This is a genomic window from Streptomyces odontomachi, from assembly GCF_024435355.1.
In the GTDB taxonomy this organism is placed as follows: Bacteria; Actinomycetota; Actinomycetes; order Streptomycetales; family Streptomycetaceae; genus Streptomyces; species Streptomyces odontomachi.
Genome location: NZ_JAMJWG010000040.1, coordinates 20,960 through 37,878, shown reverse-complemented (window position 1 = coordinate 37,878; position 16,919 = coordinate 20,960). Strand labels below are relative to the sequence as shown.

Annotated in this window: 16 protein-coding genes; 11 read left to right on the top strand and 5 right to left on the bottom strand. The window is 71.6% G+C overall.

Translation table 11 applies throughout. The features are described from left to right. Window positions 1-185 (bottom strand): hypothetical protein (locus tag NQO67_RS41410; protein WP_255955763.1); only part of this gene is annotated, 185 nt, incomplete at its 3' end. Window positions 186-688: 503 nt separating this feature from the next. On the opposite strand from NQO67_RS41410, the gene rpsB reads away from it, so the two are divergent. The 9 genes from rpsB to NQO67_RS41365 all read left to right on the top strand — a co-directional run bounded on the left by rpsB (window position 689) and on the right by NQO67_RS41365 (window position 11,098). Further along, window positions 689-1,615, top strand: a complete 927-nt coding sequence (gene rpsB, locus NQO67_RS41405; RefSeq protein ID WP_255955762.1) for a 30S ribosomal protein S2 — start codon at window positions 689-691, stop codon at window positions 1,613-1,615. A gap of 212 nt (window positions 1,616-1,827) precedes the next feature. Beyond that, window positions 1,828-2,664 carry a translation elongation factor Ts gene (tsf, locus tag NQO67_RS41400; RefSeq protein WP_255955761.1) on the top strand — a complete coding sequence of 279 codons (837 nt, stop codon included), beginning with the start codon at window positions 1,828-1,830 and terminating at the stop codon, window positions 2,662-2,664. Window positions 2,665-2,850: 186 nt separating this feature from the next. Then, window positions 2,851-3,618, top strand: coding sequence for a UMP kinase (pyrH, locus tag NQO67_RS41395; protein ID WP_255955760.1), 768 nt, complete (start codon window positions 2,851-2,853; stop codon window positions 3,616-3,618). 175 nt (window positions 3,619-3,793) lie between these two features. Continuing rightward, complete coding sequence (gene frr / locus NQO67_RS41390) at window positions 3,794-4,351, top strand: ribosome recycling factor (protein WP_255955759.1); 558 nt, start codon at window positions 3,794-3,796, stop codon at window positions 4,349-4,351. Continuing rightward, window positions 4,351-5,379, top strand: a complete 1,029-nt coding sequence (locus NQO67_RS41385) for a phosphatidate cytidylyltransferase (protein ID WP_255955758.1) — start codon at window positions 4,351-4,353, stop codon at window positions 5,377-5,379. Before frr ends, NQO67_RS41385 begins: the two co-directional genes overlap by 1 nt. 378 nt (window positions 5,380-5,757) lie before the next feature. After that, window positions 5,758-6,900: a dual-specificity RNA methyltransferase RlmN gene (gene rlmN / locus NQO67_RS41380; protein ID WP_255955757.1), complete on the top strand. Its 1,143-nt coding sequence runs from the start codon at window positions 5,758-5,760 to the stop codon at window positions 6,898-6,900. 428 nt (window positions 6,901-7,328) lie between these two features. Continuing rightward, window positions 7,329-8,411 carry a thiamine ABC transporter substrate-binding protein gene (locus tag NQO67_RS41375; RefSeq protein WP_255955756.1) on the top strand — a complete coding sequence of 361 codons (1,083 nt, stop codon included), beginning with the start codon at window positions 7,329-7,331 and terminating at the stop codon, window positions 8,409-8,411. Next, window positions 8,387-10,069 carry an ABC transporter permease gene (locus NQO67_RS41370; RefSeq protein ID WP_374119295.1) on the top strand — a complete coding sequence of 561 codons (1,683 nt, stop codon included), beginning with the start codon at window positions 8,387-8,389 and terminating at the stop codon, window positions 10,067-10,069. Before NQO67_RS41375 ends, NQO67_RS41370 begins: the two co-directional genes overlap by 25 nt. After that, window positions 10,070-11,098: an ABC transporter ATP-binding protein gene (locus NQO67_RS41365; RefSeq protein ID WP_255955755.1), complete on the top strand. Its 1,029-nt coding sequence runs from the start codon at window positions 10,070-10,072 to the stop codon at window positions 11,096-11,098. An 11-nt stretch (window positions 11,099-11,109) separates the two neighbouring features. On the opposite strand, the gene NQO67_RS41360 is transcribed toward NQO67_RS41365, so the two are convergent. After that, window positions 11,110-12,015, bottom strand: a complete 906-nt coding sequence (locus NQO67_RS41360; protein WP_255955754.1) for a LysR family transcriptional regulator — start codon at window positions 12,013-12,015, stop codon at window positions 11,110-11,112. 95 nt (window positions 12,016-12,110) lie between these two features. Between NQO67_RS41360 and NQO67_RS41355 the strand changes: the two genes are divergently transcribed. Together NQO67_RS41355 and NQO67_RS41350 are read left to right on the top strand one after the other, a co-directional pair. After that, a complete protein-coding gene (locus NQO67_RS41355) occupies window positions 12,111-13,082 on the top strand; it encodes a DMT family transporter (protein ID WP_255955753.1) in 972 nt (323 codons plus the stop codon). Further along, window positions 13,052-13,573, top strand: coding sequence for a YbaK/EbsC family protein (locus NQO67_RS41350; protein ID WP_255955752.1), 522 nt, complete (start codon window positions 13,052-13,054; stop codon window positions 13,571-13,573). The genes NQO67_RS41355 and NQO67_RS41350 overlap by 31 nt, the downstream gene beginning before the upstream one ends. A 76-nt stretch (window positions 13,574-13,649) precedes the next feature. Here NQO67_RS41350 and NQO67_RS41345 read toward each other — a convergent pair whose 3' ends face one another. The 3 genes from NQO67_RS41345 to NQO67_RS41335 form a co-directional block, all read right to left on the bottom strand. Continuing rightward, complete coding sequence (locus NQO67_RS41345; protein ID WP_255955751.1) at window positions 13,650-14,783, bottom strand: LOG family protein; 1,134 nt, start codon at window positions 14,781-14,783, stop codon at window positions 13,650-13,652. A 107-nt stretch (window positions 14,784-14,890) separates the two neighbouring features. Next, entirely contained in the window at window positions 14,891-16,075 is a 1,185-nt protein-coding gene (locus tag NQO67_RS41340; protein ID WP_255955750.1) for a hypothetical protein, read from the bottom strand. Next, window positions 16,057-16,794, bottom strand: a complete 738-nt coding sequence (locus NQO67_RS41335; protein ID WP_255955749.1) for an ABC transporter ATP-binding protein — start codon at window positions 16,792-16,794, stop codon at window positions 16,057-16,059. Before NQO67_RS41335 ends, NQO67_RS41340 begins: the two co-directional genes overlap by 19 nt. Between the last annotated feature and the right edge of the window lie 125 nt (window positions 16,795-16,919).

Sequence of the window (16,919 nt, the reverse complement as noted above, 5' to 3'; positions counted from 1 at the left end):
GCGGGCGCACGGCTGGCTCGCCGTATGCCATCGGGCTTCTCGCCGCCGGTCGACCCCATGCTTCGACAGCCGGCCGACATCTCGCGCCAGCCGTCCCATGCCATCCGGCAGCCGTCCTCGGCGACCGGGCCGGTGACCCGACCAGCCACCGGACGGACCACTGGACGGTCCAGCGGATCGGCCACCGGACCAGCCACCCGCCCGACCACCGAACGAGCCGCCTGCCCGACCGCCGGACCAGCCACCCGCCCGACACTCCGCCCGCCCGCCCGACGCCCCTCCGAGGCCGTCGACCGCACCCGCATCCACACCCGCATCCGCACCCGTCACCGAAGCCACCCCCCGATCGCCCGATCCCCCGATCGCCGTGTTCTCACCGCGTTCGGGTGCGGTGCACCGGCGAAGTTGTCGGGCTTCAGGATCGCGTTGTTCGGGTGGTCGTGGGGATCTTGGTCGGGGACCTGTGGACTACCGGCGGGTTGTGGACAACGTCGTCACCCGGGGGTGCGTGGGTCCCGTACACTTCTGGTGGCGATCCGGGTCACCGGATCGACTTCGCACGCCCCGACACACGCCTGGCGAGCAGGCGGTGTCCGCGCTCCTCGGTCCCTCGTGGCACAGCGCGCCGGGGCGTCAGGAGCGACCGCCGTCCGGCGGCGCGACAACCGAGAACGAGGAGAACGCGGCCATGGCCGTTGTCACGATGCGGGAGCTGCTGGAGAGCGGCGTCCACTTCGGTCACCAGACCCGCCGGTGGAACCCGAAGATGAAGCGTTTCATCTTCACCGAGCGCAATGGCATCTACATCATCGACCTGCTCCAGTCGCTGTCGTACATCGACCGCGCCTACGAGTTCGTCAAGGAGACCGTCGCCCACGGTGGCACGGTCATGTTCGTCGGTACGAAGAAGCAGGCGCAGGAGGCCATCGCCGAGCAGGCCACCCGTGTCGGCATGCCGTATGTGAACCAGCGCTGGCTGGGTGGCATGCTCACCAACTTCTCGACCGTCTACAAGCGTCTGCAGCGCCTCAAGGAGCTCGAGCAGATCGACTTCGAGGACGTGGCCGCCTCCGGCCTCACCAAGAAGGAGCTCCTGGTCCTCTCCCGCGAGAAGGCCAAGCTGGAGAAGACCCTCGGCGGTATCCGTGAGATGTCCAAGGTTCCCAGCGCTGTCTGGATCGTGGACACCAAGAAGGAGCACATCGCCGTCGGCGAGGCCCGCAAGCTGAACATCCCGGTCGTCGCGATCCTGGACACCAACTGCGACCCCGACGAGGTCGACTACAAGATCCCGGGCAACGACGACGCCATTCGCTCCGTCACCCTGCTCACCCGCGTGATCGCCGACGCGGTCGCCGAGGGCCTCATCGCCCGTTCCGGCGCTGCCACCGGCGACACCAAGCCGGGCGAGAAGGCCGCGGGCGAGCCGCTGGCCGAGTGGGAGCGTGACCTGCTCGAAGGCGAGAAGAAGGCCGACGAGGCCCAGCAGCCCGCCGAGGCCGCCGCGGCCGACAAGCCGGCCGAGACCCCGGCAGCCGAAGCCCCGGCAGCCGAAGCCCCGGCGGCCGAGGCCCCGGCAGCCGAGGCCCCCGCGGCCGACGCCGAGCAGGCCTGATCACCCGGGCCGCGACGCAGGCCTGATCATCCGGCTGTGTCGCGATCCTGATCATCCGGGCCGTGACGGCGGGCGCGGTGGCCTCCGGGTCACCGCCCCGCCGCCGCTGAAGCGGGTGCGGGAGCGCACCGGGCCCCGGCGGGGCACCGGGAGCGGGCCCACACCCGCCGAGAACCCCGACCTTCCAGACTTCGAGAAAGATTCACAGACTCATGGCGAACTACACCGCCGCCGACGTCAAGAAGCTCCGTGAACTCACCGGCGCCGGCATGATGGACTGTAAGAAGGCCCTGGAGGAGGGCGACGGCAATGTCGACAAGGCCGTCGAGCTGCTCCGTGTCAAGGGTCAGAAGGGCGTAGCCAAGCGTGAGGGCCGCTCCGCGGAGAACGGCGCGGTGGTCTCCCTCATCGCCGACGACAACACCTCCGGTGTGCTGCTCGAGCTGAAGTGCGAGACCGACTTCGTCGCCAAGGGCGACAAGTTCCAGGCCGTTGCGAACGCGCTCGCCGCGCATGTCGCGAAGACCTCCCCGGCCGACCTGGAGGCGCTGCTCGCCTCCGAGATCGAGCCCGGCAAGACCGTCCAGGCCTACGTCGACGAGGCCAACGCCAACCTCGGCGAGAAGATCGTCCTGGACCGGTTCGCCCAGTTCTCCGGCACGTACGTCACCGCGTACATGCACCGCACCATGCCCGACCTGCCGCCGCAGATCGGTGTCCTGGTGGAGCTGGACAAGGTCGACGCCGAGGTCGCCAAGGGCCTCGCGCAGCACATCGCCGCCTTCGCGCCGAAGTACCTCTCCCGTGACGACGTCCCGGCCGAGGTCGTCGAGACCGAGCGCCGTGTCGCCGAGGAGACCACGCGTGCCGAGGGCAAGCCCGAGGCCGCGCTCCCGAAGATCGTCGAGGGCCGTGTCAACGGCTTCTTCAAGGAGGTCACCCTCCTTGGCCAGCCGTACGCGCTCGACAACAAGAAGTCCGTCCAGAAGGTCCTGGACGAGGCCGGTATCACCCTGAAGCGCTTCACGCGCATCAAGGTCGGCATCTGAGTCCGTCACGCGACACGCGGAAGACCCCGCTAGGGTCGTTCCAGCTAGTCGCCCGCGCAGGGTCCGCCAGGGTCGCTGCGTGACGGACGAACGCAGATCCGACGAGGAGGCCATTGCCGCGCACGGGATGTGACGAGCACCCACCGGCAGTGGCCTTCTTCGTCTGTGCACCACAAGGAGATCTCCATGACCACCAAGGCCGACACCGGTGACAACAGTGACGACGGCAAAGTGCCGGGCCGCTTCCTGCTGAAGCTGTCCGGTGAAGCGTTCGCCGGCGGCGGAGGGCTCGGCGTCGATCCCGACGTGGTGCACAAGATCGCGCGGGAGATCGCCGCCGTCGTACGTGACGGCTCCCAGATCGCCGTGGTGATCGGCGGCGGCAACTTCTTCCGCGGCGCCGAACTCCAGCAGCGCGGTATGGACCGGGCACGCTCCGACTACATGGGCATGCTCGGCACCGTCATGAACTGCCTGGCCCTACAGGACTTCCTGGAGAAGGAGGGCTGCGTCTCGCGTGTGCAGACCGCGATCTCCATGGGTCAGGTGGCCGAGCCGTACATTCCGCTGCGCGCCGTGCGCCACCTGGAGAAGGGCCGCGTGGTGATCTTCGGTGGTGGCACCGGCATGCCGTACTTCTCCACCGACACCACCGCCGCCCAGCGCGCCCTGGAGATCGACGCGGAAGCCCTGCTCATGGGCAAGAACGGCGTCGACGGCGTGTACGACTCGGATCCGCGTACCAACCCGGACGCCGTCAAGTTCGACGCCCTGGACTACGGCGAGGTCATCACCCGCGACCTCAAGGTCGCCGACGCCACCGCCGTCACCCTGTGCCGTGACAACCAGCTGCCCATCCTTGTTTTCGAGCTACTCAAGGAGGGGAATATCGCGCGGGCGGTCCGGGGTGAGAAGATCGGCACGCTCGTGGGCGATGGGGACACCCGGGCCTGAGACCCCGTCTCGGGGCCCTCGGGCGCGCGCCCGGCCCAGGTTCCCGCACCGCGTGACGGTACGCGAGGGGATGGACAAACCCCTGCCGGAGGGACACCGTGCAGGAAACAGACACGACGCAGCCGGCCGTCGCCCGTGCGATGCCGGGCCAGCTCAAGACACGCAGGAGCAAGTGGTGATCGAAGAGACCCTCCTCGAAGCCGAGGAGAAGATGGAGAAGGCCGTCGTGGTCGCCAAGGAGGACTTCGCCGCGATCCGCACCGGCCGTGCACACCCGGCCATGTTCAACAAGATCGTGGCCGACTACTACGGCGCGATGACGCCGATCAACCAGCTGGCCTCGTTCTCCGTGCCCGAGCCGCGGATGGCCGTGGTGACCCCGTTCGACAAGACCGCGCTGCGCAACATCGAGCAGGCCATCCGCGACTCCGACCTGGGCGTCAACCCGAGCAACGACGGCCACATCATCCGGGTGAACTTCCCGGAGCTCACCGAGGAACGCCGCCGGGAGTTCATCAAGGTCGCCAAGGCCAAGGGCGAGGACGGCAAGATCGCGATCCGCTCCGTGCGCCGCAAGGCCAAGGAGGCCATCGACAAGATGATCAAGGACGGTGAGGTCGGCGAGGACGAGGGCCGGCGCGCCGAGAAGGAGCTGGACGACACCACAGCGAAGTACGTCGCCCAGGTCGACGAACTCCTCAAGCACAAGGAATCCGAGCTGCTCGAGGTCTGATGAACGACGCATCCCGGGGGGCGCCGTCGGGTGCCGGGTACGCCGGCCCGTGGCTCCCGTCCGAACAGGGGTCCGCCGAACGGGCGGCCCACATGGGTGCTGCGTACGACGCGTCGCCCCACGTGCCGCCGCCGGACGTGCCGGCGCAGCCCATGCCGAAGCCGCAGGAGCCCATGCCCACGCCGCCCGGCCCCGAGGCCGCCCCGCAGAAGAAGAGCGCCGGCCGTGACCTGGGCGCGGCCATAGGGGTCGGCCTCGGGCTCGGCGTGGTCATCATCGCCGCCCTGTTCGTGGTGAAGGCCGTCTTCGTCGGCGTGATCGTGGTCGCCGTCGTCGTCGGCCTGTGGGAGCTCACCGCGCGGTTGAAGGAGCGCAAGGGCATCCACGCGCCCCTCGTGCCGCTCGCCGTGGGTGGCACCGCGATGGTGATCGCCGGATATGTGCGGGACACCGAAGGCGCGTGGGTGGCGGTCGCCCTCACCGCGCTCGCGGTCCTCGCCTGGCGGATGACGCAGCCGCCCGAGGGCTACCTCAGGGATGTCACGGCCGGCGTCTTCGCCGCCTTCTACGTGCCGTTCCTGGCCACGTTCGTCTCCCTGATGCTCAGCGCCGACGACGGGCCCCGGCGGGTCCTGACCTTCCTGGTGCTGACGGTGGTCAGCGACACCGGCGCGTACGCCATCGGCTGGCGCTTCGGCACCCACAAGCTCGCCCCCCGCATCAGCCCCGGCAAGACCCGTGAGGGCCTCATCGGGGCGATCGCGTTCGCCATGGTGGCCGGCGCCCTGTGCATGCAGTTCATGATCGACGACGGCATCTGGTGGCAGGGGCTCCTGCTCGGCCTCGCGGTCGCCGCCAGCGCCACCCTCGGTGACCTCGGCGAGTCGATGATCAAACGCGATCTCGGCATCAAGGACATGGGGACCCTCCTCCCCGGTCACGGGGGCATCATGGACCGCTTGGACTCCCTGCTGCCGACGGCGCCGGTGGTGTGGTTGCTGATGGTGGTGTTCGTGGGGTCGGTGTGATCACTGCGGTCCGAGTGATCGGCGTGAGCCGTGCCGTCAGCGTGACGGCGTGAGCTGTGCCGTCTGCATGACGGCGTGAGCTGCGCGACAGGCGGCCGGGGGTACGGGTGCGGCGGCTGGGGTCCGCGGTGCCGCCGGTGCGGGTGGTCGCACCTGGCCGCGGCGCGGTGACGGGCAGCCGTGCACCGCTTGGATGATCTTGGTCGGTTCGGGTGCGGCCGGTCCGGCTACCCTGGAGGGGCTCGCCGTCAGCGGCGGGCCCTTTTCGCGCCCCGCTGCGGCGGGGCCGGTCTCTGTCGGGCCCCGGCGCCCACGACCGTCGCCGGCCCGCCCGCGCGGGAAACACCAGGCCCAGCCGCTACGAGGAGTTTGTCGCCGATGGCACCGCCCGCACCCGGAGTGCTCACCTTCACCGCCCCCCGCGGAGCCAAGAAGCCCCCGCGGCACCTGGCCGACCTCACGCCCGCCCAGCGCAAGGAGGCCGTCGCCGCCCTCGGGGAGAAGCCGTTCCGGGCCCGGCAGCTCTCGCAGCACTACTTCGCGCGGCTCGCGCACGACCCCGCCCAGTGGACCGACATCCCCGCCGCCTCGCGCACCCGGCTCCAGGAGGCGCTGCTTCCCGAGCTGATGAGCGTGGTGCGGCACGTCAGCTGCGACGACGACACCACCCGCAAGACCCTCTGGCGACTCTTCGACGGCACCCTCGTCGAGTCCGTGCTGATGCGCTACCCCGACCGGATCACCATGTGCATCAGCTCCCAGGCCGGCTGCGGCATGAACTGCCCGTTCTGCGCCACCGGCCAGGCCGGCCTGGACCGCAACCTGTCCACCGCAGAGATCGTCCACCAGATCGTCGACGGCATACGGGCCCTGCGGGACGGCGAGATCGGCGGCGGGCCCGCCGCCCGGACCGACGGCTCCGGGGAGCCGGCCCGGCTGTCCAACATCGTCTTCATGGGCATGGGCGAACCGCTCGCCAACTACACCCGCGTCATCGGCGCCATCCGCCGCCTCACCGACCCCGAGCCGGACGGCCTCGGGCTGTCCCAGCGCGGCATCACCGTCTCCACCGTCGGCCTGGTGCCCGCCATGTACCGCTTCGCCGACGAGGGCCTCAAGTGCCGCCTCGCCGTCTCCCTGCACGCCCCCGACGACGAGCTGCGCGACACCCTCGTCCCCGTCAACACCCGCTGGAAGGTCCGCGAGGTGCTGGACGCCGCCTGGGAGTACGAGGCCAGGTCGGGACGCCGGGTCTCCATCGAGTACGCGCTCATCCGCGACGTCAACGACCAGGCATGGCGCGGTGACCGCCTCGGACGGCTGCTGAAGGGGCGGCGGGCGCACGTCAACCTCATCCCGCTCAACCCCACCCCCGGCTCGAAGTGGACCGCCTCACGGCCCGAGGACGAGCAGGCCTTCGTCGCGGCCATCGCCGCCCACGGCGTGCCCGTCACCGTCCGCGACACCCGTGGCCAGGAGATCGACGGTGCCTGTGGACAGCTCGCGGGGTCCGAGCGCTGAACTTGTACGCTGTGCCGGTACACCCGGCCGTATGGCCGGATCGTATGCATCCGTAAGATCTGTACCGCTGTACCGCTGTACCGCTGTACCGCTGTACCGCTGTACCGCGAGATTTGTACCACCGGATCTGTAGCACCGGATCCGGACAACTGAAATCCATACATTCCGACAGGGGAGCGCCACCGCGCTGAGAGTGCGACGAGCCCGGACCCACCCACCGGGGCCGGCCGCCGCAGACCCTTCGAACCTCGCCCTCGGGGCCGTGCGGGAGTCGACCCGCGCCAGGCTCCCGTGCCCGGGTAGGGAGTTCGGTCACCACTCCAGCCGCCCGCCCTGCCCGTTCACTCCGCACGGCGGGGGCTGCCGGCGCACCGCCGCCGGCGACGGGCCGGGCCGCGTCTCTTCCTGGTCAGCCCAGGAGGAATCCAGTGAGCACCACCAAGAAGACCGCGGCCGTCACCCTGACCGCCGCCCTCGCCCTCGGCACGCTCGCCGCGTGCTCGGGTTCGGGCTCGTCGGCCGGCTCAGACGACAAGACCGTCACGCTCGTCAGCCATGACTCCTTCGCCGCGTCCAAGAGCGTGCTGAAACGGTTCGAGAAGGAGTCCGGATACAAGGTCAGGGTGCTCAAGGACGGCGACGCGGGCGAGGCCGTCAACAAGGCCATCCTCACCAAGGACCACCCACAGGGCGACGTCCTCTTCGGCGTCGACAACACCCTGCTGTCCCGCGCCCTCGACAACGGCCTCTTCCAGCGGTATCCGGCCAAGGACCTCAACCACGTCCTGCCCGAGTACCGCACCGACGGCAAGACACCCCGCGTCACCCCGATCGACACCGGAAACATCTGCGTCAACTACGACAAGAAGTACTTCACCCAGCACCACCTGGCGCCCCCGAAGACCCTCACCGACCTGTCCGAGCCGGCGTACAAGAACCTGCTCGTCACCGAGAACGCGTCGACCTCCTCGCCCGGACTCGGGTTCCTGCTCGGGAGCGCCGCCGAGTACGGCGACTCCGGCTGGCCGGGCTACTGGAAGAAGCTCAAGGCCAACGGGGTCAAGGTCGTCGACACCTGGGAGCAGGCCTACGACCAGGAGTTCTCCGGCTCCGCCGGCGGCAGGAAAGCCGGCGGGGACCGGCCGCTGGTCGTCTCCTACGCCTCCTCACCGCCCGCCGAGGCCATCTACACCAGCCCTCAGCCGAAGACCGCCCCCACCGGCGTGGCCACCGGCACCTGCTTCCGGCAGACCGAGTACGCCGGACTGCTCGCCCACGCGAAGAACCCCAAGGGCGGCAAGGCCCTGCTGGACTTCCTCATATCCACCACGTTCCAGAACGACATGCCGCTGAACATGTACGTCGACCCGGTACGCAAGGATGCCCAGCCGCCCGCGCTCTACCGGAAGTACGCCGTGCAGGTCGACGCGCCGCACACCATGGCGGCCGCGAAGATCGCCGACCATCGCGACCCGTGGGTCAAGGCGTGGACCTCGCTCGTCCTGAAGTGATCGTGCGCCGCTCCCCAGGACGCGGCGGCGCCGCGGTGCGGTGCGCGCTGATGGTGGTGCCCGTCGCGTTCTTCGGAATCTTCTTCGCCTACCCGCTCGGCGCGATCGTCGCCCGCGGCCTCAGGGCGGACGGGCACTGGCGGCTCGGCCGGCTCGGTGCGGTGCTCGGGCAGGACGGCATCGGACACGTGCTGTGGTTCACGCTCTGGCAGGCGCTCGCCTCCACCGCGCTGACGCTGCTGCTCGCGCTGCCCGGCGCCTACGTCTTCGCACGCCTCGACTTCCCCGGCAAACGGCTGCTGCGCGCGCTGGTCACCGTGCCGTTCGTGCTGCCGACGGTGGTCGCCGGCACTGCGTTCCTCGCGCTGCTCGGCCACGGCGGGCTCCTCGACCAGCTGTGGGGCATACGCCTGGACACCACCGTCTGGGCGATCCTGCTCGCCCACGTCTTCTTCAACTACGCCGTCGTCACCCGCACCGTCGGCAGCCTGTGGGCACAGCTCGACCCCCGCCAGGAAGAGGCCGCCCGGGTACTCGGCGCCTCCCGGTGGGGCGCCTGGCGCACCGTCACCCTGCCCGCACTCGCCCCCGCGGTGGCCGCCGCCGCCCTCATCGTCTTCCTGTTCACCTTCACCTCCTTCGGCATCGTGCAGATCCTCGGCGGGCCCGCCTACGCCACCATCGAAGTCGAGATCTACCGGCAGACCGCCCAGGTCTTCGACCTGCCCGCGGCCGCCGTGCTCACCCTGCTGCAACTCGTCGCCGTCGGCGCCGTCCTCGCCGCGCACGCCCGCACCGTGCGCCGCCGAGAACGGGCCCTGCACCTGGTCGACCCCGCAAGCACCGCCGCACGGCCACGCGGCGCCGCCCAACGGACGCTGCTCGGAGCCGTCCTGACCAGCGTCGCCGCGCTGCTCCTGCTGCCGCTGGCCGTGCTCGTCACCCGCTCCCTGAACCCGGGCGGCAGCTGGGGCCTGGCCTACTACCGGGCCCTCGGCTCAGCCGACGGCGGCGTCTTCCTCGTCGCGCCACTCGACGCCGTGACCACGTCCCTCCAGTACGCCCTCGCCGCCACCGCCGTCGCGCTGGTGATCGGCGCGCTGGCCGCCGCCGCCCTCACCAGGAAAGCGGGCCGGCTGCTGCGCGGCATCGACGCGCTGCTGATGCTGCCACTCGGCGTCTCCGCGGTCACCGTCGGCTTCGGCTTCCTCATCGCGCTCGACAAACCACCCCTCGACCTGCGCGAATCATGGCTCCTGGTGCCGCTTGCGCAGGCCCTCGTCGGCGCCCCGTTCGTGGTGCGGACCATGCTGCCGGTCCTGCGGGCCGTCGACACCCGGCTGCGGGAGGCGGCGGCCGTGCTCGGCGCATCGCCGTGGCGGGCATGGCGGGAGGTCGACCTGCCGATGGTGCGGCGGGCACTGCTGATCGCCGCCGGGTTCGCGTTCGCCGTGTCGCTGGGGGAGTTCGGCGCCACCGTGTTCATCGCACGCCCCGACCGCCCGACCCTGCCGGTCGCCGTGGCCCGGCTGCTCGGCCGGCCCGGCGACCTCAACTACGGGCAGGCCATGGCGCTGTCCGTGATCCTGATGACGGTCTGCGCCGCAGCCCTGCTGCTGCTGGAGAACGCCAGGACCCACCACACGGGGGAGTTCTAGATGCTCAACCTCGACCAGGCCACCGTGCGCTTCGGCCGCCACCGTGCGCTGCGCGCGCTCGACGGCGTCACCCTCGACGTCGCCGCCCACGACATCGTCTGCGTGCTCGGGCCGAGCGGCAGCGGCAAGTCGACCCTGCTGCGGGCCGTCGCCGGCCTCACCCTGCTGGACTCCGGGCGGGTGCTGCTGGAAGGCCACGACCAGCAGGGCGTGCCACCGCACCGGCGTGGCGTCGGCCTGATGTTCCAGGACCACCAGCTCTTCCCCCAGCACGACGCCGGCGGCAACGTCGCCTTCGGACTGCGCATGCACGGCACGCCACGCCGGGAACGCGACGCACGCGTCGCAGAGCTCCTGGACCTCGTCGGCCTGCCCGGCGCCGAGCGGCGCGCCGTCGGCACGCTCTCCGGCGGGGAGCAGCAGCGCGTCGCGCTGGCCCGCGCGCTCGCCCCGCGCCCCCGCCTGCTGATGCTCGACGAGCCCTTCGGGCAACTCGACCGCACCCTGCGCGAACGACTCGTCACCGAACTGCGCGACCTCTTCCACGACCTGGGCACCACCGTCCTCGCGGTCACCCACGACCAGGGCGAGGCGTTCGCGCTCGCCGACCGGGTCGTGGTGATGGCCGACGGCCGCATCGCCCAGACCGGCAGCCCCCTCGACGTGTGGCGGCACCCCGCCGACACCTTCGTCGCCCGCTTCCTCGGCTTCGACAACATCGTCCCCGCCACCGTCACCACCGGAGCCGCCGCCACCCCCTGGGGCAAGCTGCCCGTACCGGAGAGCACCCCGCACGGTGCCTGCCATCTGCTGGTGCGCCCCGCCGGCGTCCGCCTCGTGCCCGCCGACCAGGGCCTGGCCTGCACGGTCGCCGCCCGCACCTTCCGCGGTACGCACGTCGCCGTACGGCTGCGCCCGACCACCGAAGGACCCCCACTCGAAGCGGCCTGCGCACTACGGGACGCACCCGGCCCCGGCGACACCGTCGGGGTCGCGTTCGACGAGCAGGACATCGTCGTACTGCCCTGACAGGGCCGGGCTCAGGGGTCCCGTCGCTGGATCGCCGCGGCGGCGCGGTGCAACTCGGCGAGGACCGTTCGGACCGCCAAGCGGGCGGTGCGCTCCGGCCGGTGGAGAACGTCGATGTGGCGCCGGGCGTGCACGCCGCGCAGCGGCCTGAGGACCACGTCGGGGTGCGCACGCGTGGTCCAGCGGGGCATCAACGCCAGCCCGCCGCCGGCGGCCACGGCCTCCGCGACCACCGCGAACTCGTTGATGCGGTGGACGATGTCGAGCCTGCGGTTGGCGACGCTGGAAATGGCCTCGATGGTGGCCATCACCGGGAAGCCGTCGTGGACCGTGATCCACGGCTCGTCCGCCACGTCCCGCGGCGTCAGCAGCGGTTTCGAGGCCAGCCGGTGGTCGGCCGGCAGGGCGATGTCCAGGGGCTCACGCAGCAGCGTGGTGGAGGTCACGGTGCGCGGCCAGGGCGGAGCGTGATCGAGACGGTGCGCGAGCACGAGATCGTAGTCACGCGTGAGAGCGGGAAAACGGTCCTGGGCGACATCCTCGTCCGCGAGAGCCAGCCGGGGGTGGTCCGGTCCGGCGAGGCCACGCAGCAGGAGCGGAAAGAACGCGGAGGCCGCGCTGTGGAACGCAGCCACCGACACCCCGCCGTCGGGCTGCTTCGCGAAATCGGTGATGGCATGACGTGCCCGGGCCAGGGCGCTCTCCACCTCGATGGCCGCCGCGGCCAAGGTCTGCCCGGCGTCGGTCAACACCACCCGACGCCCGGCACGCTCGGTGAGCGGGACGGGGATCGCGCGCTGCAACAACCGGAGCTGCTGCGAAATCGCGGAAGGCGTCACGTGCAGGGCCTCGGCGACCGCGCTGACACTGCCCAGGTCTCCCAGCTCACGAAGGATCCGTAGCTGCCGTTCGTCCACGCTGACAGTGTAGGGCTGACGATGTAGGGCTACTACAACCTCATTTTAGAAGTTGGTCGTAGCCTTCATCGTTCCGGTCGGGCACCGTGAGGGGCATGCCTGTCGCCCGTCGCACCGATGCGGTGCTCCTCCTGGTCGCGCTGGTCTGGGGATCCAGTTATCTCGCGGCCAAGACGGCCACCGTCGCGCTCCCGGTCATGGCGGTGCTGTTCGCCCGGTACGCGATCTCCGCGCTCGGGTGCGGCGCCCTCATCGCCACCCGCCGCCGCAAGCGCCGCTGGACCCGTGAAGAGGTCCGCCTCGGGTCGCTGCTGGGCGTCACGCAGGCGGCCGTGCTCGTCCTGGAGACCTACGGGGTGGCGCACACCAGCGCAGCGAACGCCGGGCTGATCATCAGCCTGACCATCGTGCTGACGCCGCTGCTGGACCGCACCGGCAGCCGCAGGCCGCCCCGGACCTTCTTCCTCGCCGCCGGCCTCTGCGTCCTGGCCGTCGGGCTGCTCACCTCCAGCAGCGGGCTGCACGCACCACGGCTCGGCGACGCGCTGGTGCTCGCCGCCGCAGTCGTACGGGCCGGGCATGTCGCGCTCGTCGGACGGCTCACCGCCGGCCGGCCTGCGGACCCGCTCCACCTGACGAGCGCCCAAACCGTCGTCGGCTCGGCCCTGTTCCTGGTGCCCGCCCTCGCCCACCTGCCCGACCTGGCCCACAGCAGCGCCCTCACCTGGGCCCAACTGGGCTATCTCGCCCTGTTCTGCAGCGTGTTCGCCTTCGTCGCCCAGACCTGGGCCGTGCAACGCACCTCCGCCAGCCGGGCCAGCCTGCTGCTCGGCACCGAACCGATCTGGGCCGTCGCCATCGGGATCAGCCTCGGCGGCGAACGGCTCACCGCCTGGGCCACCCTCGGCGCCCTGCTCATGATCGCCGGAACCTACTGGGGACAGGCCATCGAACGCACCCACCGCACCACCACGGCACGAATCATGAAAAAAACCACAAAAGCAACCACGAAAACAACCACGAAAGGGGACGAAGAGTGTCCGGCCATGACACCTACCAGCGCCTGATCACCCTCCTCGACACCACCCAGACGCCCTACCGGCTCATCGACCACGAACCGGACGGCACCACGGACTCGGTCAGCGCGCTGCGCGGGCACCCCGTGTCCCACGCGGCGAAGTGCATCATCCTCAGGGTCAAGCTCGACCGGCGGACCACCCGCCACGTGCTCGCGGTCGTCCCGGGAGACCGGCGCGTCGACCTGGACGCCGTCCGCACCCTGTTCCAGGCCCGCTACGTGGGATTCAGCGACGCCGCCACCGCCGAACGACTGGCCCACGCCGCCCCCGGCACCGTTCTTCCCTTCGCCTTCGATCCCGCCCTCGAACTCGTCGCCGACCCCCAGGTCATCGCCCGACCACAGCTCTACTTCAACGCCGCCCGGTTCGACCGCTCAGCGGTCGTCTCGGGCGCCGACTACGCCCGACTCGCCCGGCCACGTATCGCCCCCATCGCCGGCCCGGCGGCCGTCGACGCCCACGGACCCGCACCGGCGTGACGGCGGCACCCACCTGACCCGAGGTGCCGCCGACGTGCGCCGGAGGAACGTCGGCAGCTCGGCGAACGGTCCGCCGTCACATCCCGGCCAGTGCCTCCGCGGCCTCGTCCACCGAGTCCACCAGCGCGATACGGTCCGCCATCGCCCTCTCCCGTGCCAGGGACGTCAGCAACGGCCAGGCAGGCAGCCGCTCCGTCCAGTGCGCACGGTCCACGAGGACCATCGGGGTGGGCTCACCGCGGGACTCGTAGTAGTTCGGGGTGGCGTTGTCGAAGATCTCCTGAACGGTGCCGGCGGCACCCGGCAGGAAGACCACGCCCGCGTTCGAACGGGCCAGCAGACCGTCCTCGCGGGTGGCGTTGGCGAAGTACTTCGCTATGTGCTCGGCGAACGCGTTCGGCGGCTCATGACCGTAGAACCAGGTGGGAATGCCCACCGATCCACCACCACCGGGCCACCGGGACCGGACCTCGAAGGCGGGCACCGCCCAGTCGGTCACCGACGGCCGGAAGGACGGCGCCTTGCCCAGCAACTCCAGCGACTCCTGAAGCATCGTGTCGTCGAACGGCGCCGCGTACGCGCCGAGGTTCGCAGCCTCCATCGCGCCCGGACCGCCACCCGTGGCCACCGTGAACCCGGCCCTGGCCAGGCTGCGCCCGAGCCGCGCCGCCCCCGCGTACTCGTCCGTGCCGCGCGCCATGGCATGACCACCCATCACGCCCACCACGCGCGCGCCCACGAGGAGCTCGTCCAGCGCGTCGGAGACGGCGTCGTCGTGCACGGCGCGCAGCATCGAAGCGAAGATGTCACCGTCGGACTTGGTCCGCTGGAACCACGCGTACGCGCCCGCGTCCGGCGTCGCCTCGTACCCCTTGGCCAGCCCGTCGAACAGCTCGTCCGGCGTGTACAGCAGGCCCCGGTACGGGTCGAACGGCAGCCCCGGCACCGGCGGGAACACCAGCGCCCCCGAGGCCCGCACCCGTGCGGCGGACTCCGCCGTCATCGGGCACCCGAGGAACACGGCGCCCTCGACATCGGTCGCCGACAGGACGTCCGCACGCCCCGTCAGATCCACGGACTGCACCCGAAACCCGCTCAGCCCCGCGCCCTCGGCGACCACGGCGTCGAACTCGGCCAGGGACTCGATCTCACGATCAGCACGCTTGGGCCGCGCATCGGCGGCACCGCTCACTTCACCTGTCGAATGCACCCGCTCATGCTAGGGGAACGTCAACTCTCCCCTGGGTCTGGTGTTCGGGCCGGCCTCGGGGGAGTGGCGGACCCGCGGCGGCCGCCGGTCCTGGTGTCAGGGGGCCGTCACCCCAACGGCACCGCCGCCACCGCCGCCACCCCCCATGTCAGCGGCGCGAACAACACCAGGAGCGCCCCGGCCCGCAGGGCCACCGCGGTGCGCAGCGCCCCGGCGGGCGCCCCGAGCCGCAGCAGCGCTGCCGTCGTGCGGGCCCGCTCCCGACGCGCCTCGACCGCCGCCATCAGCAGGGTGCCCACCGTGCAGCCCGCGACGAGCAGCGCGCCGACCGCGACCATCGGGCCGGTGCCAGGGCCGCGCCCCGCGAGCAGGGTGACCGCCGCGTACGAGCCGGAGGCCACCGCGCACACCACGCCCAAAGGCCGGCCCAGCCGCCGCGCCTCCTGTTGCAGGATCCGCCCGGCCAGCAGCCGCAGCCCGTTCGGCCGCGTGGTCTGCAACAGCCGCCCGCAGGCGAACGTCAGAGCGGGGCCGGCGACGGCCAGCCCGGCAGCCGTCAGCGCCCATCCGGCCAGCACCCCCAGCGAGCCGCCCGCGAGACCGCGGGGCAGCCGCAGCCCGGCCAGGTGCCGGGCGGACGCGCTCATCGACGTCTCCACGGCCAGGCCGGCGGCGAACAGCGCGATGCCCCAGGACAGCCCGGAGGGACGGCGGGTGGGCGCGGGCGGCTGATCCAGATCGTCGAAGGCGTCGTCCGGACGCGGGACGCCACCCAGCCCGGGGCGCGGCCGCAGCGCCAGCGCGGCCGTGACGGAGGCGGCCACCGGGACGAGGACGAGCAGCAGCACCAGGGCGGCCACCGGCAGCGGCCGGCCCGCGGCCAGCAGCCCGTCGGCGGCACCGTGGAACGGCAGAGCCGCGAGCAGGTCGCCGCGCAGCTGGAGGAAGAGCAGCAGCGCCAGCACCGAACCGGTCAGGCACATCATGACGGTGGTCAGCGTGGAGATCGCCATGAGCCGTACCGGCCCGAGACCGGCGGCGAAGACCCCGGGAACCGGGTGGGTGCCCGGGTCGCTGCGGGCGACGGCCGCCGCGAAGTCGATGGTGGCGGCCACCGGGACGATGCACCAGGCGAGCCGGACGGCCGCCGTGCCGTGCTCGTGCGGATGCCCCATCGCGAAACCGAGGGCGCTGAGCAGCAGAAAACCGGTACCGCCCGCGGCCAGGACCACGAGCAGCCGGCGCACCAGGACCGTGGCGCGTGCGCCGCGGGCTAGACGGAGAGCGAGCACGCCGCTGCGCCCTCCGCGTCGGTGCCGGTGACGGCCGGCGGGTCGTCCAGCCGGCCGTCGACCAGCCGCACACCGCGGTCGGCCGCCCCCGCCACGGCCTGCGGTTCCGAGGTCGCCAGGACCACGGTGACCCCGCGGGCCCGGGCCACGGTCAGCAGCGTGCGCAGGACGTGGTCGTGGTCGATGCGGTGCAGGGCGGCGGTCGGCTCGTCGGCGAAGAGCACCGACGGTTCGGCGATGAGGCCGCGCGCCACCGCGATCCGCTGCCGCTCGGCCTGCGTCAGGGCGTGCGGCCGCTTGCCCGCACACCGGACGATGTCGAGATGCCCGAGCCACTCCATCGCGCGGGCCCTGGCGGTGCGGTGCGGCACAGCGGACAGCAGCAGGGGCAGGGCAGCGTTCTCCCAGGCGGTCAGCTCCGGCACCAGGTCAGGGCGCGATCCGACCCAGCCGAACGCCCCGCGCCGCAGCCGCTCCCGGGCCGCCGCGCCGAGCGAGTGCACCGCGGTCTCGCGGAACCACACCTCGCCCTGCTGGGGCACCAACTGTCCCGACAGGCACCGCAGCAGTGTGGTCTTTCCGCTGCCGCGCGGGCCGCCGACCACGACGACCTCGCCCGCCCGCACGTCGAGCGAAACATCGGCGAGCGCGGGGGAGCGGTGGAGGGTGACGGTCAGGGCGCGCGCCCTCAGCAGGCCGTCGTCCGGCGGGGCCACCATGGCGAACACCTCAGCTTCCGCTCCGAGCCGTCAGTCCCTGAAGGAGAATCCCCCTCGAAACGGCGTGAACTTAACACGCACCCACCCGCCTCCCCGTGCAGGTCCGCGGCCCCACGTCGCCCGTT

Bases quoted from the DNA above. Each gene is read 5' to 3' on its own strand.
- rpsB (WP_255955762.1), top strand. From the start codon at position 689: ATGGCCGTTGTCACGATGCGGGAGCTGCTGGAGAGCGGCGTCCACTTC.
- tsf (WP_255955761.1), top strand. From the start codon at position 1,828: ATGGCGAACTACACCGCCGCCGACGTCAAGAAGCTCCGTGAACTCACC.
- pyrH (WP_255955760.1), top strand. From the start codon at position 2,851: ATGACCACCAAGGCCGACACCGGTGACAACAGTGACGACGGCAAAGTG.
- NQO67_RS41385 (WP_255955758.1), top strand. From the start codon at position 4,351: ATGAACGACGCATCCCGGGGGGCGCCGTCGGGTGCCGGGTACGCCGGC.
- rlmN (WP_255955757.1), top strand. From the start codon at position 5,758: ATGGCACCGCCCGCACCCGGAGTGCTCACCTTCACCGCCCCCCGCGGA.
- NQO67_RS41365 (WP_255955755.1), top strand. From the start codon at position 10,070: ATGCTCAACCTCGACCAGGCCACCGTGCGCTTCGGCCGCCACCGTGCG.
- NQO67_RS41355 (WP_255955753.1), top strand. From the start codon at position 12,111: ATGCCTGTCGCCCGTCGCACCGATGCGGTGCTCCTCCTGGTCGCGCTG.
- NQO67_RS41335 (WP_255955749.1), bottom strand. From the start codon at position 16,794: ATGGTGGCCCCGCCGGACGACGGCCTGCTGAGGGCGCGCGCCCTGACC.